Raw genomic sequence first — 20,158 nt, 5'->3', positions numbered from 1 at the left:
CGGGGTATCGGGCGTTGCAGTGCCGGGCGTTGTGGGGCCGAGCGCGCGAGTGCCGGGTGTCGTGCTGCCTGGTGCTGGTGCTGGTGCTGGTGTGCCGGGTGCCCGGACGCCGGCTGAAGAGACATCGGCGGCGGTCTGGTCCGGATCGCGTGGTGTGTTCAAGTGAGTACCTCTCGGCTGGAGTTGCTCACTTCACACCCTTGCGCTTCGAATTCAGAAGCGCAACAGTGCGGGACATGAAACAACGCATCGACGGCGTCACGCCGCCCTACGAGCCCGAGATCGACCACGCGCTACGCAAGTGGATGCCGCCCGGCGCCGCCCAAGAACCCCTGATGCTCTTCAAGGTCCTGGTACGCCACCCCGAACTGGCCTCGCGCATGCAGGTGCTGGGCGAGGCGCTCCTCTTCCACGGCCGGCTGAGCGACGCCGACCGCGAACTCGTGATCGATCGCGTCGCGGCCCGCTCCGGATGCGCGTACGAGTGGGGCATCCACATGGTGGTGTTCGCCGAAGCGGCCGGACTCAGCCAGGAACAGGCCACTCTCACCGCGGTCGGTGACCCCGACGACCCCGCCTGGTCCGCACGGCAGACGGCGCTGTTGCGTGCCGTGGACGAACTCCACGCCACCTCCCGGCTGAGCGATGAGGCGTGGGGCGGACTGCGGGAGCATCTCGACGAACAGGAGATCCTGGAGCTGCTCGTCCTCGCGGGCTGGTACCGGACGATCGCCTACGTCGCCAACGGCGCGCGGATCGAGCCGGAACCCTGGGCGCTCGCCCTGCCGGAGAGTTGAATCATCGGCACGTCGGCCCTGTGGCGCCGGAGCCGTCAGCCCGCCGACTCCGCCGCGTGCGGGCTCAGCGCACCCGTCGTCACCAGCGCGATGATGACGATGCCGAGTGCGATGCGGTAGTAGACGAACGGCATGAACGACTTGGTCGAAATAAATTCCATGAACAGAGCGATCAAGTCGCGTATCCCAATTAGCGGTCGAGTCGTCGCGGGGCTCCGGGCGGCCAAGTTCTTTGGGTGTGGCTCTTCTGCAGGGACTTGCTGAGGCGGGTAGCTGTGGGGCGGGCGGAAGGTCCGGCGCGGACCGTACGCGGGGCAGGCGGCATTGCGGATCAGTCGCCGAGGAGGCCGCCACCTGATCGGTGACCGGGGCGTCCGGCGTGTCCGGGGCTGATCACTTCCGTCGAGGGTGGCCAGAGCGATCGGGCAAGGCCCAGCGCGGGGAAATGAACAGCCACGCGATGTCCTACACGCCCCGCTTCACGGAGTTCGCGTTCGAGCCCGGCTTCGTGGCCGCGGTGGACCAGCGCGTCGCCGAGATCTGCGACCGCCTCGCCGCGAACCACGCGGGGCTCATCCCCCAGCCCCCGCACCGAGAAGACCTCGCCGACTACGCCCTCAGCTTCCTCGACGCCCTCACCGAGACGCACTGGCGCGAACCCGTAGGCCACGGCTACGCGGTGTGCCGCCTCACCGCCATCAGCTGGCTGATGACACGGCACGACCTGCTTGGCTGAGAAGTCATCTCATTTGGTGAGTCTGCGGTAGCAGATCAGGGTGCAGGCGATGCTGGTGAAGGCCAGAAAGTGGTCGGCCTTGCGTTCGTAACGGCGGTGCAGACGTCGGCATCCGGCGAGCCAGGACATGGTGCGTTCGATGGTCCAACGGTGGCGGCCGAGCCGTTGCGAGGTCTCAATTCCCCTGCGGGCGATGCGATGCCGGATCCCTCGGCTGGATAACCATCGACGCAGGTGGTTGTAGTCGTAGCCCTTGTCGGCGTGGAGTTTGTGGGGCCTGCGCCGCCGGGGCCCCCGGCGGGAGCGGATCGGCGGTATGCCCTTCACCAGGGGGATCAGCGCCTGACTGTCGTGCGTGTTGGCGCCCGAGATGCCGATGGACAGGGGCAGTCCCGTCCGCTCCGTGATCAAGTGGATCTTTGACCCGTACTTACCCCGGTCTACAGGATCCGGACCTGCCAGCTCCACCTTTTCAGGGCCCGCACGTTCACCGAGTCGATCGCGCACCGCGACCAGTCCAACTCCCCACGGGATCCGAGTTCGTCAAGCACCAGGCGGTGGAGTTTGGCCCACACCCGGGCCTTCGACCACTCGGCGAAACGCCGGTGAGCCGTCGCACCGGACGGCCCGAACGACGCGGTCGGCAACTGCTGCCACGTGCAGCCCGAGGTCGCCACGAAGGCGATCGCAGCCAGCACTTCGCGGTCGCCATACCGACGTCGGCCCCCACCCTGAGGCCGCGCCGGCGCCTCCGGCACCACCCGTTGGAACAGCTCCCACAACTCATCCGGCACCAGCCGCTCAACGATCCTCGCCACGACTGGCAGCTTACCCATCCAAATGAGATGACGTCTTACCGGAGGAGTGCTCTTCCTCGCAGCCGCGGTGGCCGTGCTCCTCCGATGATGTCGCCCCTCCTCCTTGTCGTGACACGAATTGACGCATCCGACTGACGCATCCGAGTTGTTCTACGCCCGCGCTCCCGTTTCGGGGATATTGATTTGCTCGGGCGCCAGATCGGCGTGGAGGCTTGTGCGGTGATCTCTGAGTTGACTCCCTTTTCCTTGCGCTGGGACGAAGTGGATCCCGCCCGAAATCCGTTCGACGAGGCGTCCGTAGCGCAGGTGGTGGGGATGACCGGCCCTGCCCAATGGGTGCCTCGTCGGCCCGACCTTCCTCTTGGCGATTCGAGGATGACTGCCTGGAGTCACGGCGAGGGCGATTCCTGGGCCTACGCGATGTCGCACGCGCTCGTCCAGCGCTACGGTCGCTGGGTCGTGGGGTGGCGTTGGTCGCACGACGAGGGGGATTTCGACGGAGGGCCGGTCGGGAACTGGTGCTGCCCGCGGGACTCGATCACCACACCGGAAGAGACGCTTGACCGTGTCGTCGCGTCTCTGTCGGAATGGCGCGAGTGGTTGGAGACTCTTGCGGCGTGGTTTGAGGCGTACCCGCTGGACCTCGCCGCTATCGAAGATCAGCGGCTCCTGTGGGAGCGCGCGGCACGGAACCTGATCCTGCAGGTCGTCGACCGGACTGGATGCGGCAGCGGTTGGCACGGGCACTGCCGACAGGTGCTCATCTGGTTCCTCACACGCTGGGGAGTCGCGCCCGACGTGGCGACCGACCTGGTCGACGAGGCGATCGGCGGACGTTTCCGTAGCTGGACCGGCCCCGGCACGGTACTGGTCGACGACGTCGCGGAACAGCTCGCACTTTCCCTGCGACCGGACGACGGCGGCACGGACTCGGAGGCGCCTGCCGCGGACCATCTGCGGCGCTGGCTCGCGGTGCGCGAATCGGTGCCGTGGTACGAGATCCAGGACGGCGCCGTGGAGGGGCCGGTGGTGCCCGTCCTCGACGGCGTGGCGGAGGACATCCGTGTTTTCGACGGCGCTGTCGACCCTGCCCGCGCCGAGGGGCTGCTCAGCGCGCTCGAACTGGTACGAGCCGACGCGGCATGCGGAACACGGCTCGACTTCGCAGTGCTCAGCAGCTGGCAGCAGCACATCCTGGGCACACCGGCGCCGCCGCCGTTCCGCGATTCGCCCGCGTTCGCCAAAGGTGGCCGGGAACGCTACGGCATCGGACCGGACACCTGTGCCCGCTTCGAAACCTGTCTGGCCGAGAGCGCGACGGATACCGGCCGCCCTGTCGGTCTGATCGCCCGCGCCGCCCGTGCCTATCTCGATGTCTGCTTCTTCCATCCCTTTGACGACGGCAACGCCCGGTCCGCCTTCCTCACCCTCGTCTTCATCCTCGCGCGCGAGGGAGTCGGTCTCGACGGAGTCACCCTGCTGCGTCGCATCACCTTCCAGGCCGACGATCCCCAGGACCCGCTGATCCTCGGCCGTTACATCGCTCTCCATCTCGCGCAGCCCCGGCGCACCGCCGCATCGGCCGCCACGGAACCGGACTGAGTAGCCAGAACCGATCACTTGGGCCGGGCGCCGTCACCAGTCAGGACCCCGGAACCCGGTCCAGATCCATGTCCGTTCGGGTGACCCACAGCGGCTCCGCGACGAGGAGACTCACCGCTTCCGTACCGAGGTCCACATCGAGGACGTACCGGAATCCGGCGGCGTCGGCGGCTCGGATGCAGGCCTGGTCCGTACTGGCGGGTGCGAAGACGACCCGGCGGCACCGGGGGTCCTCGTCGGTGACGGCGTCGGTCAGCGCTTGCAGGAGGTCCGGCAGTGCGGCCGGCGGGCATGTTCCGTGGACGCCGACCTCGGTGTCGTGGGCGCCCACGGGGTAGGCGTTGCGCAGCCGGCCGGCCGCGCAACGCTCGACGCGCACGGTGAGTTGTGCGGAGTGCCCCCGGACACGCAGCTCGGACGAGTAGTGGGTCGGGCGGGTGGAGAGCACGTTCCACGGGGGCCGCAGGGTGAGTTGTGGTACCTGGGGCACGGTGACCATGTCAGTTCTCTTCCGCGGCGATTCGCCGGATGACCGGCTTGTTCAGTTTTCCGGATCCGTTGCGCGGCACGTCGTTCACCAGCTTCAGACGCAGGGGGAGTTTGTACCTCGCCAAGTGACTTTCCCCGTACGCGCGTACGTCCTCCAGAGTGATCTCGAACCCCTCGGCCACGGTGATCACCGCCGCGACGACCTCGCCCCACTTCTCGTCCCGCACGCCCACCACGGCGACGTCGGTCACGCCGGGCATGGTGCCCAGGACCTTCTCGACCTCGGCGGGGTAGACGTTCTCACCGCCGCTGATGATCATGTCCTTGAGCCGGTCGACGACGTACAGGAATCCGTCCTTGTCGAGGTAGCCGATGTCTCCGGAATGGAACCATCCCTGTTCGTCGAAGGCCGCCGCGGTGGCCTCGGGGTCGTTCCAGTAGCCCGGGGTGACGTTCGGGCCGCGGACGACGATCTCTCCGGAAGCCTCGTCCGCGACGGGTTCGCCGGTGAGCACGTCGACCACGCGGACCTGGGTGTAGGGCATCGGCAAGCCCGCCGAACCCAGCTTGTCGGTGGTCCGTTCGACGGGCAGGTGCGTGGCGAAGGGCGACGTCTCGGTGAGCCCCCATGCCTGCTGGAGCAGCACGCCCCGCTCGGCGTACGTCCGGATCAGGGCAGGCGCGACGGGCGCACCCGCCACGACGACGGCCCGCAGCGCGCTCAGGTCGCTGTCGAAGAAACCCGGCACCCGGGCAAGGGTCGCGAACATCTGGGGGACGCCGAACATCGAGTTGACCTGATGATCCACGAGGTCGTCGACGCAGCCCTGGGGGTCGAAGGTCCGCCTGACGAGCACGGTGCCGCCACGGGTCAGGGTGCGGAGGGCGAAGCTGTTCAAGGCTCCGATGTGGAACAGCGGAGCCGCCGCATAGGTGACGTCGTTCCGGCGTGTGTCCAGCATCATCTCGACGTTGACGGCGTTCCACCACACGTTGCCGTGAGTCAGGACGACGCCCTTGGGCACGCCTGTGGTGCCCGAGGTGAACATGAGGATCGCGGGCTCGTCCGCGTGCTTGGCCGCCACGCCGACGGCCGGGGCGGACGCGGCGATGGCCGCGGCCCAGGGTTCCCATCCGTCCGCTTCCGTCGCCGGCACCTGCGGGTCGTCGTCCACGAGGAGCAAGCGGGCGAGACGCGTCCGGTCACGGACCCTTTCGACACTCGCCCGGTGTCCCTCCTCGCAGACCACGACGCCCGCCTCGCTGCGGGTCAGGACCTGGATCAGTTCGGGGTCCGCCAGACGGAAGTTGACCGGGACGAAGAGAGCGCCGATGCGGAAGGCCGCCAGCATCGTCACGAAGAACGCGGGGCTGTTCAGGCCCAGGTAGGCAACCGGGTCACCGTCGGCGGTCCCTCCTTCGGAGAGCACGGTCGCCAGACGGGCGGACTTCTCGTCGAGTTCGGCGTAGGTCAGATCACCGCCCGGGTAGCCGATGGCGGTCGAGTCGCCTCGGTGGCGGGCGTTGCGTGCGACCGCCGCGGCGGTGTTCAGGTCGACCACAGGGCCGGGGGTGTGGGAGAGGGGTCTTGGCACTGTCGGCTCCTCGTTGAGCGTCACAGATCGTCGCCGCCGGCGGGCCGGGCGAACCCGCGTACGCCGATGCCGCCGTCGACGGAGATGGCTTGACCGGTAATGGGCCCGCTCTGATCGCGGGCCGCGAGCAGTACGTAGGACCCGGTGAAGTCACGGGGGTCCGTACTGGAGTCGTGCAGGGGAATGAACGGGGGAGGGGTGTCCGGCCCCTTCCTGGCGAACGACGCCGAGATGGAGCGCTCTGCCAGGTCGAGGGATTCCGGGCCTCGCAGGTCGGTGTTCATGCCGCCGCAGGCGACACCGTTGACCCGTACTTTGGGGGCCAGTTCATAGGCCAGTTCTCTCATCAGGCCCAGGCAGGCGTGTTTGCTCGCGGTGTAGAGGGGGCCGCCGCCGTTCACGTAGAACGAGGCGTTCGAGAGGGTCATGACGATGCTGCCCCGTGTCCTGACCAGCTCTCGCCAGGCGGCCTCCGCGGACAGGAGGTAGCCCTTGACGTTGATCGAGAACAGTTCGTCGAAGGTGGTGTCGAGCTCCTTCGCCCCGAGCCGGGTGAGGGAACGCTGGTAGTCCCACACGCCGGCATTGGCCACGAGCGTGTCGAGCTTCCCGAACCGCTCCACGGTCTCGGTGACGGCCGTGTGCAGCCGGTCCGAGTCGCGTACGTCGCCCACGACCGTGTGGACCCGCTCCGGGTGCGCGGCGGCGTTCACGACCTCGTCCAACTGCTCCTGGCGTCGTCCGAAGACGGTGACCGAGGCTCCCTCGGCGAGGAAACGCTCGGCGACCGCCCGTCCGATGCCGGTGCCGCCGCCGGTGATCAGAGTGGAGTATCCGTCCATCCAGCCGCCGCGCATCGCCTCGCCGCTCATCGCGCCGTCGTCCATCGCGCCGTCGGCCATCGCTCCGCCGCTCATCGAGCCACCGCCGCCAGGAAACCGGTGACCAGTTCCTCGAACTCGCGCTGCCGTTCCAGCTGCACCCAGTGGCCGCACCGCCCGAAGACGTGCAGCTGCACGTCGCGGATCTGCTTGAGCATCAGCTGCGCGCCGTCCAGCGTGATGGTGCGGTCGTCGCGGCCCCACAGGAGCAGGGTCGGCGCCGTAATTTTGTGCAGGTCACGCCAGAGCGGGTCCATGCCGCCCCGCTCGGCGAAGGCGGCGTTGTAGGCGTGGTAGAAGGCGATGTGGCTCTCGTCGAGGGAGGCCTCGTAGCGTGCTCTGACGACGTCCTCACCGAACTGCCGGTGGTCGAAGACCATGGTGCGGATGAAGGAGGCCATCTTCTTCTCCGTCGGCCCGCCCCCGTTGTAGTACCGGAACATCTCCTTCTGCCCCTCGGTCGGGGTGGGGCCGAAGGGGAGCCAGCCGCCACCCGGCGCCATCAGCACGAGGCCGGTGACCCGTTCGGGCCGTGTCTGCGCCAGTGAGATCGCGGCGGCGCCGCCCAGGCTGTTGCCGAGGAGATGGAAGGCGTCGATACCCAGTCGGTCCAGCGCCTGACAGAGCGCGTCGACGGTGATCTCGGTGATCGACCGCTCGGACAGGTCGTCGGCGGTGGGACGGTAACTGCCGCCGAAGCCCGGCTGGTCGGGCAGCACGATCCGGAAGTGCCGTGCCAGAGCGGTGAGGTTCTGTCGGTAGTTGCTGAGGCCCGAGGCCCCGGGGCCTCCGCCGTGCAGCATGACGAGCACGGGACCCTCGCCGGTCTCGGCCACGGCGATGTCGCCGAGTGTGGTGGTCAATCGGTGGTGCTTGAGCTGGAGGTCGGTCACGAGGTGTCCCATCGGGAGGGATGCCGGAGGCGGGCGGCATCAGAAGAAGGTCGAGATGTTCTTCGCCTGAAGGATGTTCTGGTCGAGGAGGATGGTGCGCCGGGTGATGCGCAGCCCGTCCGCGGTGCGCCGCAGGATGTCGGTGCGGCACCCGGCGAAGAGGTTCTCCTCCCGCTCCAGGCGGCTGCGGTGGACGAGGAACGCCGAGCGGACCCAGAGGTCGCTGTTGGTGAATCCCTCGTGTTCCGCCGGGTCGACGTGGCGCACCATCACGTTGGTGATGAGGTGACGTGTCCTGGACGGCGGGTCCTCGGCCCAGGCCATTCCCGAGTCGAAGCGGCGGATACGCCAGGCGAGGCTCTCCTTGGTCTCGTCGTAGAAGGCGGCCTCGCCGCGTGCTGCCACCGACAGCGCCTGCTGGCGGCGCAGCCTGTTGGTGCGGGTCGGCATCCAGTAGTCGAGGTCCTCGGCGAGAAGGTCGAGCCAGTCCGCGAAACGGCCGTCATCGAGGAGAGCCGCCTCCTCGAAGTAGAACTGCTCGACCTCGAAGTGGATGTCGCGGTCGGCGCGCGTCCCCGCGCGCGACCCGGTCGTATCTGTCGTCATGCTCACGGTGTCAATCGATCCCTTCTTGGTGCGTGGAGCCGTGCGTGGAACCCCTGCGCGGACCCGTGCATGGACCCGTGCGCGGACTCTGGCGCGGGCCCTGCGAGGCGTGCCGCTGAACGGCACGGCGGTCATCCGCGCAGCAGGGAGCGCAGGTTCACAGTGGTGTCCGACAGTCGTCCCTGGTCGATCGGCAGACCGCGGTCGATCAGGCGGCGCGCGGCCCGTACGGCGGTCGGGTCGTCGACCGAGGCGGCCGCCACGACGCGCCCCTCACGCAGGCCGAACACCGAGAAGGAGGGATCGTCGAACGAGCCGCGCACCACGCTGTCTGATGCCCGCGTCAGGTGGCCGACGGACTCGATGTGTCGCCCGTGCCGGTCGGTCCAGAACCAACCGGCCGTCGGGGCGGGCGGCGTGGTCCCCAGGATGGTCGCTGCGGCCCGGACTCCGTCGAGCCGCGCGGCCTCCCAGTGCTCGGTGCGCGGGAGCAGGACGCCGTTGTCGCGGGTCCTGGCCGGGTCGCCCACGGCGAGCACGGCCGGGTTCGACGTCGTACGCCCCGGGTCGACCACGATTCCGCGGTCCATGACGAGACCGGCACTCACGGCAAGGTCGACGGACGGCACCATGCCCACGCCGAGCAGGACGGCGTCGAAGCGGCGGGGCGTGTCCTCGCCGGAGAGCTGGGCGTCGATGCCGCCGGTGCCGCGGTCGGTGAACTTCTCGACGGCGGTCCGCAGGGTCAGGATGCCGTGGGTGGTGTGCAGGCCGTGCAACCAGCCGGCCAGGTCCGGTCCCAGGACGCTGGCGAGGGGGAGCGGGACGGGGTCGACCAGCGTCACCTCACAGCCGAGGCGGACGGCGGTGGACGCGGATTCCGCGCCGATCAGCCCAGCTCCGACGACCAGGACCCTGGCGCCGGGGACCAGCACCGCACGCAACCGGTCGGCGTCGTCCGAGGTCCGCAGGACGTGGACGCGGTCGCTGTCGGCCCCGGGGATCGACGGCCGGGCCGCGCCGCCGCCGGTTGCCAGGACCACTCGGTCGGCGGGCAGCAGCGCCCCCGACGAGAGCTCCACCTTGCCCTCCGCAGGCCACAGCCGGGTGACGACGGTGCGGTTGACCAGGCCTATCCGCTGTTCGGCGTACCACTCCTCGGACTGGAGCGCGATCTGCCGCAGGTTCTTGCCCCCGGCGAGGTAGTCCTTCGACAGCGGTGGACGGTCGTAGGGGAACTCGCCGGCGTCGACGAGGGTGAGGCCGCCGTCGAAGCCGCCCGCCCGTAGAGCCGCGGCGGTGCCGACGCCGGCGATGCCGCCGCCCACGATCACCACGGACCCGGTCACGGAGTCACTCCGGGAAACAGGTAGACCTCGGCGTCGCGGACCTCGACCCGGTGCGGGCAGGCGTCCCTGGTCGCGGGCAGGCCCTGGACCTCGCCGCTCTTCAGGCAGAACCTGCTGGAGTGCAGCGGACACTCCACGAAACCGTCCTCGACCCAGCCGTCCGCCAGCGAGGCGTCCTCGTGGGTGCAGGTGTCGTCGAGCGCGTACACGGTGTCGTCGGTGTCCCGCAGCAGCGCGATGTCGTCGGCGGTCCCGGTGACCGCCTTGTCGATGGTGATGCCCTCGCCCTGCGGAATGTCGTCCAGGGCCGCGACGCGAATGCCGTCACTCATGCTTGCTCCTTGTGCCATGCGGGGGTGTTCATCAGCTCGCGCCAGCGCCCGTAGAAGGCGCGGCCTGCCGCGTCGCTGTACAGCTCGCTCGTTCTGCCGGGGTGACGGCCGTCGTCGCGCTCGGAGTCCATGCCCATCTGGTAGTTGAGGGCGACGCCGTTGGTGATGAAGCCGTGCGAGATGGCCTGCACCTCGCTCCAGTTCTCGCCGTCGTCCTGCTCGAAGATGCCGCTCGGGCCGAAGGTCCGCAGGTTGTACAGGCGTTGGGCCTCGCGGACCTCCTCGGGCATGGACTTGTCGACGACGGTCCAGGCCCATACCTCCATCCGGTCAGGGCCCTTGGGGTGCCAGATCCGGATCGAGCCGTTGACCGGCAGGTAGGAGAAGTTGGGGAAGACCGTGGCGTGCCCGTTGGTCAGCGGCCCCTCCACCCGGGCGTCACCGAGCCGCTCCCGCAGTGCCCCGTAGTCCGTCCACTTGTGCACCGTCTGGGCGTCGAACCGGTTCTTGGGGTGGACCGGGAAGCCGGCTCCGTGGCCGTTCGCGTCGGAGAACTGACGGCCGGTTCGGTGCACGACCTCGTCCTTGGGCCTCTTGCCGGGCGGGGCGAGCACCATGAGCGCCGAGGCGTGGCTCATGTTCACGTGGTACCAGTCGGTGGCGAACTGCTCCGCCGCCAGCTTCCAGTTGCCCTCCAGGGCCCACTTGTGGATCCCGCCGACGACGACGGTGCCCTCCTCGTCGTGGTCGAGCATGGCGTCCATGTACCAGGCCATGTCGCCCAGCGACTCACGCAGCCCCGTCGGCTCGGGATTCCAGGTGCCGAAGATCAGGCCGCGGTAGGTCTCCACGTGCGGGACCTCCACCAGTCCCCACTGCCCGGTCTCGAACTCCTCCGGGTAACCGTCCTTGTTGGGCACGCTCACCAGCGAGCCGTCCAGGTTGTAGGACCAACCGTGGTACGTACAGGTGAAGTTGCGGGTGGTGCCGACGTCGGCACGGCACACCCGGGCACCGCGGTGCCGACAGGAGTTGAGGTAGACGCGGATGCGCCGGTCCCGGTCGAGGGTCACGATGACCGGGTCCTCACCCATGTACGTGGTGAAGAAGTCGCCGGGCCTGTGGAACTGATCCGTGTGCGCGAGGAAGAGCCAGCTGGGCGCGAAGACGCGGCGCAGCTCCTGGCGGTACAGGTCCTGGTCGGTGAAGACGACGCGGTCCAGGAGCCCACCCGCGGTGTCGACGAGCCCGGAGACGTCGAGGTCCGGTGCCATGTCTGCCGGGCGCCGCAGTGCCCCGCGCGGGGCCGGGGTGGCCGCGCCCCGAGGTTCGATCGTCGAGGTCATGCCCCAAGGCAACAACAGCAGGTCAGGGCGGATCCAACCGTCGTTCCGCTGTGCGGCACACGCACTGTTCCCAGGAGGCCGGGGCGAGGGAGCGTGAGGCCATGCTTGCAGCAACCGCCGTCGCTCAGAGTGCCACCGATCCGCTGGCGGGCCTCGTTCTGGGCGACGTACCGAAGCCCGAAAACCGGCCCGGCTGGTCCCTGGTCCGCGTTGTCGCGTCCTCGCTCAACATGCACGACCTGTGGACGCTGCGCGGCGTGGGTCATCCGCCCGAGCGGCTCCCCGTCATCCTCGGCTGCGATGCCGCGGGCTACGACCAGGACGGCAACCCTGTCCTCGTCCACCCCGTCATCGCCGACGCCGACGCGGGTCTGGGCGACGAGACCCTCGACCCGGGCCGGGCCCTGCTGTCGGAACAGCACAACGGCGCCTTCGCCGAGTACCTGGCCGTCCCCACCCGAAATCTGATCCCCAAGCCGGACTGGCTGACCTTCGACGAGGCCGCCTGCCTGCCCGTCGCCTGGGGCACCGCCTACCGCATGCTCTTCACCCAGGCCGCGATCCGGGCCGGGGACCGCGTCCTGGTCCAGGGGGCAGGAGGCGGTGTCGCTTCCGCCGCGATCCGCCTGGCCGCCGCGGCCGGCGCCGTCGTCTACGCCACCAGCCGCAGCGAGGACAAGCGCAGCCAAGCGCTCAGCTGGGGTGCGCGGGCCGTCGTGGCCAATGGCGAACGGCTTCCGGAGCGGGTCGACGTGGTGATCGAGACGGTCGGCGAGGCCACCTGGTCGCATTCCATGAAGGCCCTGCGCCCAGGGGGCACGATCGTGATCGCCGGCGCCACCTCCGGCACCAATCCGCCCGCCGACCTGGGCCGGGTCTTCTACCTCCAGCAGCGCATCCTCGGCTCGACCGGCTGCACCCGCGGTGAACTGGTCGGCCTGCTGAGGCTGATGGACGCCACCGGTGTGCGGCCGGTCATCGACCGGGTCCTCCCGCTCGAGGAGATCCACCAGGGCTTCCAGTTGATGATCGATGGGCGGATCACCGGAAAGCTCGTCCTGCACCCGCCCCACCAGCAACTCGAAGGAGAGCCGTCGTGACCGCAGCAGCTGCCGCCGTCGGCCTGTCGCACTCCCCCCTGATAGGCAAGAACGACCCGTCGCCGAAGGTCCTCGCGGCCGTGCGGGCCGCCGTCGGCCAAGCGCGTTCGTTCGTGCGCGACTTCGACCCCGAACTGGTCGTCCTGTACGCGCCGGACCACTACAACGGCTTCTTCTACAAGGAGATGCCTCCCTTCTGCCTGGCCACCGACGCCCACGCGGTCGGTGACTTCGGGTCCTCCGCCGGGCCGCTGTCGGTCGACACCGACGCCGCCCGAGCCCTCGCGCGCAGTGTGCTCGACCAGGGAATCGACCTGACCGTGTCGGCGCGGATGACGGTGGACCACGGGTTCGTGCAACCGCTTGAGGTGCTGTTCGACGGGATCGACAGGGTTCCGGTGGTGCCCGTGTTCGTCAACGGCGTCGCCACTCCGCTCGGACCGGTGAGCCGTATCCGCGTTCTTGGCCGTGCCCTGGGTCTGGCGGCCGCCGATCTGGATCGCCGGGTCCTCTTCCTCGGCTCCGGCGGACTCTCCCACGACCCGCCCGTGCCGGTCCTGGACGGTGCGCCGCCCCGCGTCGCCGACGCCCTGATCGACGGCCACCCGCCCACCCCCGAGCAGCGGGCACGCGGTGAGGAGCGCGTCGTCCAGGCGGGCCGCGACTACGCCGCCGGCACGTCGCGCATGATCCCGATCAACCCCGCCTGGGACAACCAGGTCCTGGACACCCTGGCGAGCGGCCGGCTGGCGGAGGTGGACGACTGGAGCACCGAGTGGATGGGCGCGGAAGGAGGCGGCTCCGCTCATGAGGTACGCACGTGGATCGCCGCCTTCGCCTCCCTCTCCGCCACCGGCGACTACCGCATGACCTCACTGTTCTACGAACCCGTACCGGAGTGGATCGCCGGATTCGCCGTCGCCACCGCACACCAGGAGACGAGCCGATGACATCCCACCCCGACGCCGTGACCGAGGCCGCCGAGCGACTGGCCCAGGCAGAGCTCAAGCTCGTCCCCTGCGCCCCGGTCCGCGACCTGCTCGGCACCACCGACGTCGATGCCGCCTACGCGGTACAGCGCCGGCTCACCGCGCGACGGCTGGCTGCCGGAGCCGTCGTCACCGGACGCAAGATCGGCCTGACCTCCACCGCCGTGCAACGCCAACTCGGCGTCGGTCAGCCCGACTTCGGTGTCCTCTTCGCGGACATGGACGCTTCCGGTCCCGGACCGGTGTCCACCGCACGACTGCTCCAGCCCAAGGTGGAGGCGGAGATCGCCTTCGTGCTGGGAGCCGACCTCGACGCCGAGGACCTCGACCTCGCCGCCGTCCGCGCGGCCGTCGAGCACGCGACCGCAGCCCTGGAGATCGTCGACAGCCGGGTCGCCGACTGGGACATCGCCATCACCGACACCATCGCCGACAACGGCTCAAGCGGCCTGTACGTCCTCGGCGACATCGGGGTGCCGCTGAAGGCGTTCGAGCCGCGTGACGCCGTCATGAGGCTGTACGCCGACGGCCAACTGGTTTCCGAGGGCCTGGGCACCGACTGCCTGGGCGACCCCCTTGAGGCGCTCCTCTGGCTGGCGCGCACCGCGAGGGAGTACGGGGACCCGCTCCGGGCCGGGCAGGTGGTGCTCGCCGGCGCACTCGGACCGATGGTGAGCGTCCGCGCGGGCGTCACCGTTCGGGCGGAGATCTCCGGTCTCGGCACCATGCACGCCACCTTCACGGACAAGGAAGTGTCATGAAGAAGACCAAAGTCGCCGTGATCGGCTCCGGCAACATCGGCACCGACCTCATGATCAAGGTGCTTCGTCTGTCGGAGAGCCTGGAGATGGCGGCCATGGTCGGCATCGACCCCGACTCCGACGGCCTCGCCCGCGCCCGGCGCCTCAAGGTCCCCACCACCCATGAGGGAGTGGACGGCCTCATCCGTATGGACGTCTTCGCGGACATCGGCATCGTCTTCGACGCCACCTCCGCCAAAGCCCATGTCGCCAACGCCGAGAGGCTCGCACCGTTCGGCAAACGCCTGATCGACCTCACCCCGGCCGCGATCGGACCGTTCGTCGTCCCGCCCGTCAACCTGGACGACAATCTCGACGCCGCCGACGTCAACATGGTCACCTGCGGAGGACAGGCCACCATCCCGATCGTGCACGCCATCGCCCGGGTCACCTCCGTGCCCTACGCGGAGATCGTCGCGTCCATCGCGTCGAAGTCCGCCGGACCTGGAACGCGGGCCAACATCGACGAGTTCACCGAGACCACCTCGGCGGCGATCGAGAAGGTCGGCGGCGCCGCACGCGGCAAGGCGATCATCGTCCTGAACCCGGCGGAGCCGCCCCTGATCATGCGCGACACCGTGTTCTGCCTGATCGGCGGCGCCGACCACGACGCCGTCCGGAACTCGGTCGCCGACATGGTGGCCAAGGTCGCCAGGTACGTGCCCGGCTACCGGCTCAAGCAGGACGTGCAGTTCACCCCCGTCCCGGCCGACGAACCGGTGCACACGCTGCTCCCGGCCGGGGCGGACCCGGTGACGACCAAGGTGTCGGTCTTCCTGGAGGTCGAGGGAGCCGCCCACTACCTGCCCGCGTACGCGGGAAACCTCGACATCATGACGTCGGCCGCCCTGCGCACCGCCGAACACTTCGCCCAGCACGCACAGACGGGGGCCACCGTATGACCGCCAATCTCTACGTACAGGACGTCACCCTGCGGGACGGCATGCACGCCGTACGGCACCGCATCGAGGCCGACGACGTCCGCCGGATCGTCACCGCCCTCGACGCGGCCGGCGTCGACGCCATCGAGGTGGCCCATGGCGACGGCCTGGCCGGGGGATCGGTGAACTACGGACCCGGCAGTCACACCGACTGGGAGTGGATCGAGGCCGCGGCCTCCGTCGTGGAGAGGGCCACCCTCACCACGCTGCTGCTGCCCGGCATCGGCACCATCGAGGATCTGAGGCGTGCCTACGCCCTGGGGGTGCGTTCGGTCCGCATCGCCACCCACTGCACCGAGGCAGACGTCGCCGCTCAGCACATCGGGACCGCTCGTGAACTCGGCATGGACGTCTCGGGTTTCCTCATGCTCAGCCACATGGCACCGGCGAGGAAGCTCGCCGAACAGGCCCGGCTCATGGAGTCGTACGGCGCCCACTGCGTCTACGTCACCGACTCCGGTGGCCGGCTCACCATGGACGGAGTCCGCGAACGCGTCCGCGCCTACCGGGACGTCCTCGGCCCGCAGACCCAGATCGGCATCCACGCCCACCAGAACCTCTCCCTCGCGGTGGCCAACTCCGTCGTCGCCGTCGAGGAGGGGGTCACGCGAGTGGACGCCTCCCTGGCCGGACACGGGGCCGGAGCCGGGAACTGCCCCATCGAACCGTTCATCGCGGTCGCCACCCTCAACGAGTGGAAACACGGCTGCGACCTCTTCGCCCTCCAGGACGCCGCCGACGACCTCGTGCGCCCGCTTCAGGACCGTCCCGTCCAGGTCGACCGGGAGACGCTGACCCTGGGCTTCGCCGGTGTCTACTCCAGTTTCCTGCGTCACGCCGAGGCGGCTTCCCGGACGTACGACGTGGATGTGCGCGACATCCTCCTGGAGGTCGGGAAGCGCGAACTGGTCGGCGGTCAGGAGGACATGATCGTCGACATCGCCCTCGACCTCAGCGCCGCCTCCGCGAGATGACCACCGTCTTCCGGCCGCGCGCCCCTGCCGCGGCAACACAGGTGTCGCGGGTGTCAGTGGGTCGCCTGGCCACGGGCGCGGCGGCGGCCGGCGCAGGTCTGCGAGGCCGCCGCCGCGACGCGCCGGACGTCGGTGCTCAGGCGGCGCAGCTCAGCCGCGTCGCGTGCCCCGGTCACGGACACGGAGAGCGCGGCGAGCACGGTGCCGCCCGGGGCCATGACGGGCGCGGCCACGCAGCTCAGACCGGGTCGGCTCTCCTGCTCGTCGTAGGCGACGCCCACACGGCGAATACCGCGCAACTCGGCCGCCAGCCGACCCGGGTCGGTGATCGTGCGGTCGGTGAAACGGTGGAGCGGCAGGCCGACGGCGCGCGCCGCGGCGTCGGCGTCGTAGGCGAGCAGCAGCTTGCCGACCGCGGTCGCGTGGGCGGGCAGTCGGCCGCCGACACGCGAGGGCACCGGAGAGGCCCGGTGGCCGTAGAGCTTGGCCAGGTAGACGACGTCCGTGCCGTGCAGCACGGCCAGGTGGACGGTCTGACGGGTCATCTCGTACAGGTCGCTGAGATACGGCTGGAGGAAGTCCCGGACGTCCTCGGCGTCCGGCGCGTAGACGGCACGCCCCAGGTGGTGCAGGCGTTCCCCCAGCCGGTAGTCGGTGCCCTCGCGTTCGACGACGCCGTTGCGCTCCAGCATGCCCAGCACGCGGAACGCGGTGGACTTGCTGAGTCGGGCCCGGCGTGCGAGTTCGCTGACTCCCAGCCCGACGCTCGCCTTGTCGCCGAAGGCGACGAGAAGGCTGATGGCCTTGTCCACGGCCGCGCGGTCGTCGCGGGCCTGGTCCGTGGCGGAGGTCGTCATGAGGGGTTCACCTCGTCATCGAGGAGGCCGGTGTCACTTTGAGTGTGCCGACCGGAAACTTCGTCAGGACAAGAATGCGCAGGGGCCAGGTGTTCGTCAATAATGATGATATGGACATTAAAAGTGACGGCCCGGTGCGGGAGAACGAGCTGATCGCCCGTAACGTGCGGCGTTTCCGGCTGGAACGAGCCATCTCGCTGGGTGAGCTGGCCCGCCGGTCCGGCTTGTCCAAGCAGACGCTGTCGAAGATCGAGCAGGGCGTCGGCAATCCCACCGTGGAGACCCTCTCCCTGCTGGGCGCCGCCCTGGACCTGCCGGCCCGGCGCCTGCTGACGGAATGGGGCACCCCCGTCTACGTCCAGAGGCACGACGAGGGGGAGTGGGCAGGAGCCGGGCACTGGACGGAACGGATCCTGGACGAGACGTACGGCTCCGGCTTCGTGCGCACCCTGCTGCTGCGCCTGGAACGCACCGGCGCGCCGCGCGAGACCGTGGAACCGCACGCCCCGGGCACCTTGCACCACGTCTACGTCATCACGGGAAAGGTGCGTACCGGACCGCTCGACGAGCCGGTCGAGCTGGCCGCGGGCGACTTCGTACGCTTCCCCGGCGACGTGCCCCACCAGATGAACTGCCTGACCGAGCGGGCCACGCTCCACATGGTCACCACCCTCCCTCAGGTCCGCCGGATCGGCCCCGTCGTCACCAAGGGCACTGCCTCGGAGGGCGGGGATGAGCGCGACTGACCCGGCGGATCCCGGGTGGGTTCTGACAACCGCACGTCCGGCCATCCGGTCGATCCGCGCTCCCGCTCGGCCGGACTCGGTGAACTCCACCGGCGCAGCCTGGCGGAACAGCTGCTTCCTGGCCTCTGGGTACCGGGTACACATTCCTCGAGCGTAACTAATGAACGTTCATTTGACAAAGCTCCGACCCGCCCACAACATTGGTATTGAAAAATCATTCAGTAAGGGAGCGTGATCGCGATGAGCCACTGGACCCCGGATTCAATCCCCGACCAGACCGGGCGTACGGCCCTGATCACGGGTGGCAACAGCGGTATCGGGCTGGAGACCGCACGCGTGCTCGCAGCGCACGGCGCGCGGATCATCCTCGCCGGACGCAGCCGGGCGAACCTCGACCGGGCGGTGCGGCAGGTGCTCGCCGTCGCGCCGACGGCCGAGACCGACACGCTGGTGGTCGACCTGTCGGATCTCGCGTCGATCCGGGACGCGGCCTCGCGCATCGCCGAGACCGAGACGATCGACCTGTTGTTCAACAACGCCGGGGTGATGAACCTGCCCACCCGTCAGAGCACGCGCGACGGGTTCGAGATGACCTTCGGTACCAACCACCTCGGCCACTTCGCCTTCGACGCGCAACTGTGGCCCGCCGTTCTCCGCTCCCCGGCCCCTCGCGTGGTCACGGTCAGCGCGATCGCCGCGCGCTGGCCCATGGGCCGGCTCCAGGACCTGATGAGCGAGAAGCGCTACAGCGGCATGGGTGCCTACGCCAAGTCCAAGCGCGCCAACATCGTCTACACCCTCGAACTCGCCCGGCGCGGTGCCGACACCTCCCTCAAGGCCTTGGCGGTTCACCCAGGGGCCGCGATGACCAACCTCCAGCAGCACGGCAACGGAGCCCTGGCCAAGGTGTTCACCCCGATCGCCGAGCGTCTGCTCATGGGCTCGTCCGAGGGTGGCGCGTGGCCTTCGCTGTACGCCGCCACCGCCGCCGAGGTGACGAGCGGGCAGTTCATCGGCCCCTCGGGGCGTGACCAGACCTCCGGCACGCCGAAGCCGGCCAAGCTCCCCCGCGGCGCGGACGACTTGGAGCAGGGCGCACGCCTGTGGACGGAGAGCGAACGGCTGACCGGCGTCACGTTCAAGGCCTGACGGAGTCCAGCGCTCGACCTCTGTGTGCGGGGCGAGCGGCGGCGCGGCAGCTTCCCGATCCCCGCGCAATCGGATGCCCGGTATGGGTGTCAATGAGAATATTTGTCCGCGTGTCTCGTGCTCGGGAGGGCAACGAGACACCCGCAGGGCCGCTGGTGGCGGCCGTGCCAGTGAAGGAGACAGCTCCATGACCAGCTCTGACGGATTCGTCCCGAACCCCGACGCGGCCGAACTCGCCGCCGTCAACCAGCAGATCGCCGAGTCGATGCAGTATCCGGATGTCACCACCGGCGAAGGCTTGGCGGCGGTTCGTGGCGCGGACTTCGCGCTCAGCCGCGATGTGAAGCAGTCGGTGAGCGAGCGGACCATCCCGGGGCCGGGCGGGGATCTCGTACTGCGGATCATCCGGCCCGAGGGTCCGGTGAAGGCCGTCATGATCGACATCCATGGCGGCGGCTGGTGCATCGGCACGCCTCAGGAAGACGACTGGATCAACGACTACTACGCCGAGCACTCCCGGATCGCGACTGTCAGCATCGACTACCGGCTCGCCCCCGAGCATCCCGTGCCCGCCCCGATCGACGACTGCACGGCGGGAGCCCTGTGGGTCGCCGAGAACGCCGTCGCGGAGTTCGGCACCGACCGGCTCCTGCTGCACGGCGCCTCGGCCGGCGGACACCTGGCGGCCGTGACCCTGCTGCGGCTGCGTGACGAGCACCCTGAGGTGGCCGAGCGAATCGCCGCGATCAGCCTGGTCTACGGCGCGTACGACGTCAGCGGCACTCCCAGCCGCCGCCTTGCGGACCACACCACCCTTGTCCTGCCCCGTCACTGGATCCGCGGCTTCATCGACAACGCCTTCCCCGACCTCGACGGCGAGCAGCGGCGCGACCCGTCCATCTCCCCGCTATTCGCGAAGCTGGACAACCTGCCGCCTGCCCTGTTCACGGTCGGCTCGCTCGATCCGCTTCTGGACGACAGCCTGTTCATGTCCGCCCGTTGGCAGGCCGCCGGCAACCACGCCGACCTCGACGTCTGGCCCGATGGCGTCCACGGCTTCAACAACATGGCCCCCAACACCGGTCACGCCGTCGCCGAGCGCGTCTCGTCCTGGTTCAACGCCCGTCTCTCCGCCTGATCCACCAACCGCAGGGGCAC

Annotated in this window: 21 protein-coding genes and 1 pseudogene; 11 read left to right on the top strand and 11 right to left on the bottom strand. The window is 69.3% G+C overall.

Going from position 1 to position 20,158, the window contains the following annotated elements; translation table 11 throughout:
• Positions 1–236 precede the first annotated feature (236 nt).
• Positions 237–797: a carboxymuconolactone decarboxylase family protein gene (locus ACIBLC_RS10450; protein ID WP_399210365.1), complete on the top strand. Its 561-nt coding sequence runs from the start codon at positions 237–239 to the stop codon at positions 795–797.
• A 35-nt stretch (positions 798–832) separates the two neighbouring features.
• On the opposite strand, the pseudogene ACIBLC_RS10445 reads toward ACIBLC_RS10450, so the two are convergent.
• A pseudogene (locus tag ACIBLC_RS10445) lies at positions 833–973 on the bottom strand (UDP pyrophosphate phosphatase); the annotation flags it as partial.
• A gap of 284 nt (positions 974–1,257) precedes the next feature.
• Here ACIBLC_RS10445 and ACIBLC_RS10440 point away from each other — a divergent pair.
• The gene (locus tag ACIBLC_RS10440) at positions 1,258–1,533 is read left to right on the top strand and encodes a DUF6401 family natural product biosynthesis protein (protein WP_399210364.1); all 276 of its coding nucleotides are present in this window, start codon (positions 1,258–1,260) and stop codon (positions 1,531–1,533) included.
• 9 nt (positions 1,534–1,542) lie between these two features.
• Here ACIBLC_RS10440 and ACIBLC_RS10435 read toward each other — a convergent pair.
• Positions 1,543–2,369 (bottom strand): IS5 family transposase gene (locus tag ACIBLC_RS10435; RefSeq protein WP_399210363.1). Its coding sequence is split into 2 segments (ribosomal slippage): positions 1,543–1,998 and positions 2,001–2,369, totalling 825 coding nucleotides; the frame shifts between segments, so codons are not numbered across the junction.
• Positions 2,370–2,570: 201 nt separating this feature from the next.
• On the opposite strand from ACIBLC_RS10435, the gene ACIBLC_RS10430 reads away from it, so the two are divergent.
• The gene (locus ACIBLC_RS10430) at positions 2,571–3,953 is read left to right on the top strand and encodes a Fic family protein (RefSeq protein ID WP_399210362.1); all 1,383 of its coding nucleotides are present in this window, start codon (positions 2,571–2,573) and stop codon (positions 3,951–3,953) included.
• A 40-nt stretch (positions 3,954–3,993) separates the two neighbouring features.
• Here ACIBLC_RS10430 and ACIBLC_RS10425 read toward each other — a convergent pair whose 3' ends face one another.
• The 8 genes from ACIBLC_RS10425 to ACIBLC_RS10390 all read right to left on the bottom strand — a co-directional run bounded on the left by ACIBLC_RS10425 (position 3,994) and on the right by ACIBLC_RS10390 (position 11,444).
• The gene (locus ACIBLC_RS10425) at positions 3,994–4,452 is read right to left on the bottom strand and encodes a GNAT family N-acetyltransferase (RefSeq protein WP_399210361.1); all 459 of its coding nucleotides are present in this window, start codon (positions 4,450–4,452) and stop codon (positions 3,994–3,996) included.
• Between the two features lies 1 nt (position 4,453).
• A complete protein-coding gene (locus ACIBLC_RS10420; protein WP_399210360.1) occupies positions 4,454–6,037 on the bottom strand; it encodes an AMP-binding protein in 1,584 nt (527 codons plus the stop codon).
• A gap of 20 nt (positions 6,038–6,057) precedes the next feature.
• Positions 6,058–6,954, bottom strand: coding sequence for a 3-(cis-5,6-dihydroxycyclohexa-1,3-dien-1-yl)propanoate dehydrogenase (gene hcaB, locus ACIBLC_RS10415; protein ID WP_399210359.1), 897 nt, complete (start codon positions 6,952–6,954; stop codon positions 6,058–6,060).
• Positions 6,951–7,811 (bottom strand): alpha/beta fold hydrolase, encoded by an 861-nt coding sequence (locus ACIBLC_RS10410; protein WP_399210358.1) that lies wholly within the window; start codon positions 7,809–7,811, stop codon positions 6,951–6,953. Before ACIBLC_RS10410 ends, hcaB begins: the two co-directional genes overlap by 4 nt.
• A gap of 39 nt (positions 7,812–7,850) precedes the next feature.
• Positions 7,851–8,417: an aromatic-ring-hydroxylating dioxygenase subunit beta gene (locus ACIBLC_RS10405; RefSeq protein WP_399210357.1), complete on the bottom strand. Its 567-nt coding sequence runs from the start codon at positions 8,415–8,417 to the stop codon at positions 7,851–7,853.
• A gap of 131 nt (positions 8,418–8,548) precedes the next feature.
• Positions 8,549–9,766, bottom strand: a complete 1,218-nt coding sequence (locus ACIBLC_RS10400) for an NAD(P)/FAD-dependent oxidoreductase (protein ID WP_399210356.1) — start codon at positions 9,764–9,766, stop codon at positions 8,549–8,551.
• Positions 9,763–10,098 carry a non-heme iron oxygenase ferredoxin subunit gene (locus tag ACIBLC_RS10395; RefSeq protein ID WP_399210355.1) on the bottom strand — a complete coding sequence of 112 codons (336 nt, stop codon included), beginning with the start codon at positions 10,096–10,098 and terminating at the stop codon, positions 9,763–9,765. The genes ACIBLC_RS10400 and ACIBLC_RS10395 overlap by 4 nt, the downstream gene beginning before the upstream one ends.
• Complete coding sequence (locus ACIBLC_RS10390) at positions 10,095–11,444, bottom strand: aromatic ring-hydroxylating dioxygenase subunit alpha (protein ID WP_399210354.1); 1,350 nt, start codon at positions 11,442–11,444, stop codon at positions 10,095–10,097. Before ACIBLC_RS10390 ends, ACIBLC_RS10395 begins: the two co-directional genes overlap by 4 nt.
• A 101-nt stretch (positions 11,445–11,545) precedes the next feature.
• Here ACIBLC_RS10390 and ACIBLC_RS10385 point away from each other — a divergent pair, with 101 nt between their 5' ends.
• From ACIBLC_RS10385 to dmpG, 5 genes are read left to right on the top strand one after another with little or no spacing between them, the layout of a single operon-like run.
• Positions 11,546–12,544, top strand: a complete 999-nt coding sequence (locus ACIBLC_RS10385) for a zinc-binding dehydrogenase (RefSeq protein WP_399210353.1) — start codon at positions 11,546–11,548, stop codon at positions 12,542–12,544.
• Entirely contained in the window at positions 12,541–13,494 is a 954-nt protein-coding gene (locus ACIBLC_RS10380) for a 3-carboxyethylcatechol 2,3-dioxygenase (protein WP_399210352.1), read from the top strand. Before ACIBLC_RS10385 ends, ACIBLC_RS10380 begins: the two co-directional genes overlap by 4 nt.
• Positions 13,491–14,294 carry a 2-keto-4-pentenoate hydratase gene (locus ACIBLC_RS10375; protein WP_399210351.1) on the top strand — a complete coding sequence of 268 codons (804 nt, stop codon included), beginning with the start codon at positions 13,491–13,493 and terminating at the stop codon, positions 14,292–14,294. The genes ACIBLC_RS10380 and ACIBLC_RS10375 overlap by 4 nt, the downstream gene beginning before the upstream one ends.
• Positions 14,291–15,235 (top strand): acetaldehyde dehydrogenase (acetylating), encoded by a 945-nt coding sequence (locus tag ACIBLC_RS10370; protein WP_399210350.1) that lies wholly within the window; start codon positions 14,291–14,293, stop codon positions 15,233–15,235. The genes ACIBLC_RS10375 and ACIBLC_RS10370 overlap by 4 nt, the downstream gene beginning before the upstream one ends.
• Positions 15,232–16,248 (top strand): 4-hydroxy-2-oxovalerate aldolase, encoded by a 1,017-nt coding sequence (gene dmpG / locus ACIBLC_RS10365; protein WP_399210349.1) that lies wholly within the window; start codon positions 15,232–15,234, stop codon positions 16,246–16,248. Before ACIBLC_RS10370 ends, dmpG begins: the two co-directional genes overlap by 4 nt.
• Positions 16,249–16,301: 53 nt before the next feature.
• Here dmpG and ACIBLC_RS10360 read toward each other — a convergent pair whose 3' ends face one another.
• On the bottom strand, positions 16,302–17,105 hold the full coding sequence (locus ACIBLC_RS10360; RefSeq protein WP_399210348.1) for an IclR family transcriptional regulator: 804 nt from the start codon (positions 17,103–17,105) through the stop codon (positions 16,302–16,304).
• A gap of 110 nt (positions 17,106–17,215) precedes the next feature.
• Between ACIBLC_RS10360 and ACIBLC_RS10355 the strand changes: the two genes are divergently transcribed.
• From ACIBLC_RS10355 to ACIBLC_RS10345, 3 genes are all read left to right on the top strand, one after another.
• Positions 17,216–17,851, top strand: coding sequence for a helix-turn-helix domain-containing protein (locus ACIBLC_RS10355; protein ID WP_399210347.1), 636 nt, complete (start codon positions 17,216–17,218; stop codon positions 17,849–17,851).
• Positions 17,852–18,091: 240 nt separating this feature from the next.
• Positions 18,092–19,000 (top strand): oxidoreductase, encoded by a 909-nt coding sequence (locus ACIBLC_RS10350; protein ID WP_399210346.1) that lies wholly within the window; start codon positions 18,092–18,094, stop codon positions 18,998–19,000.
• Positions 19,001–19,187: 187 nt separating this feature from the next.
• The gene (locus ACIBLC_RS10345) at positions 19,188–20,138 is read left to right on the top strand and encodes an alpha/beta hydrolase (RefSeq protein ID WP_399210345.1); all 951 of its coding nucleotides are present in this window, start codon (positions 19,188–19,190) and stop codon (positions 20,136–20,138) included.
• The last annotated feature ends 20 nt before the right edge of the window (positions 20,139–20,158 follow it).

This window comes from Streptomyces sp. NPDC050535 (assembly GCF_044457665.1).
Taxonomy (GTDB): domain Bacteria; phylum Actinomycetota; class Actinomycetes; order Streptomycetales; family Streptomycetaceae; genus Streptomyces.
The sequence above is the reverse complement of the archived record's forward strand: the minus strand, read 5'-3'. Positions and strand labels throughout refer to the sequence as shown.

Bases quoted from the DNA above. Each gene is read 5' to 3' on its own strand.
- ACIBLC_RS10355 (WP_399210347.1), top strand. From the start codon at position 17,216: ATGGACATTAAAAGTGACGGCCCGGTGCGGGAGAACGAGCTGATCGCC.
- hcaB (WP_399210359.1), bottom strand. From the start codon at position 6,954: ATGAGCGGCGGAGCGATGGCCGACGGCGCGATGGACGACGGCGCGATG.
- ACIBLC_RS10385 (WP_399210353.1), top strand. From the start codon at position 11,546: ATGCTTGCAGCAACCGCCGTCGCTCAGAGTGCCACCGATCCGCTGGCG.
- ACIBLC_RS10345 (WP_399210345.1), top strand. From the start codon at position 19,188: ATGACCAGCTCTGACGGATTCGTCCCGAACCCCGACGCGGCCGAACTC.
- ACIBLC_RS10390 (WP_399210354.1), bottom strand. From the start codon at position 11,444: ATGACCTCGACGATCGAACCTCGGGGCGCGGCCACCCCGGCCCCGCGC.
- ACIBLC_RS10350 (WP_399210346.1), top strand. From the start codon at position 18,092: ATGAGCCACTGGACCCCGGATTCAATCCCCGACCAGACCGGGCGTACG.
- ACIBLC_RS10370 (WP_399210350.1), top strand. From the start codon at position 14,291: ATGAAGAAGACCAAAGTCGCCGTGATCGGCTCCGGCAACATCGGCACC.
- ACIBLC_RS10425 (WP_399210361.1), bottom strand. From the start codon at position 4,452: ATGGTCACCGTGCCCCAGGTACCACAACTCACCCTGCGGCCCCCGTGG.
- ACIBLC_RS10395 (WP_399210355.1), bottom strand. From the start codon at position 10,098: ATGAGTGACGGCATTCGCGTCGCGGCCCTGGACGACATTCCGCAGGGC.
- ACIBLC_RS10405 (WP_399210357.1), bottom strand. From the start codon at position 8,417: ATGACGACAGATACGACCGGGTCGCGCGCGGGGACGCGCGCCGACCGC.
- ACIBLC_RS10440 (WP_399210364.1), top strand. From the start codon at position 1,258: ATGTCCTACACGCCCCGCTTCACGGAGTTCGCGTTCGAGCCCGGCTTC.
- ACIBLC_RS10375 (WP_399210351.1), top strand. From the start codon at position 13,491: ATGACATCCCACCCCGACGCCGTGACCGAGGCCGCCGAGCGACTGGCC.
- dmpG (WP_399210349.1), top strand. From the start codon at position 15,232: ATGACCGCCAATCTCTACGTACAGGACGTCACCCTGCGGGACGGCATG.
- ACIBLC_RS10450 (WP_399210365.1), top strand. From the start codon at position 237: ATGAAACAACGCATCGACGGCGTCACGCCGCCCTACGAGCCCGAGATC.
- ACIBLC_RS10360 (WP_399210348.1), bottom strand. From the start codon at position 17,105: ATGACGACCTCCGCCACGGACCAGGCCCGCGACGACCGCGCGGCCGTG.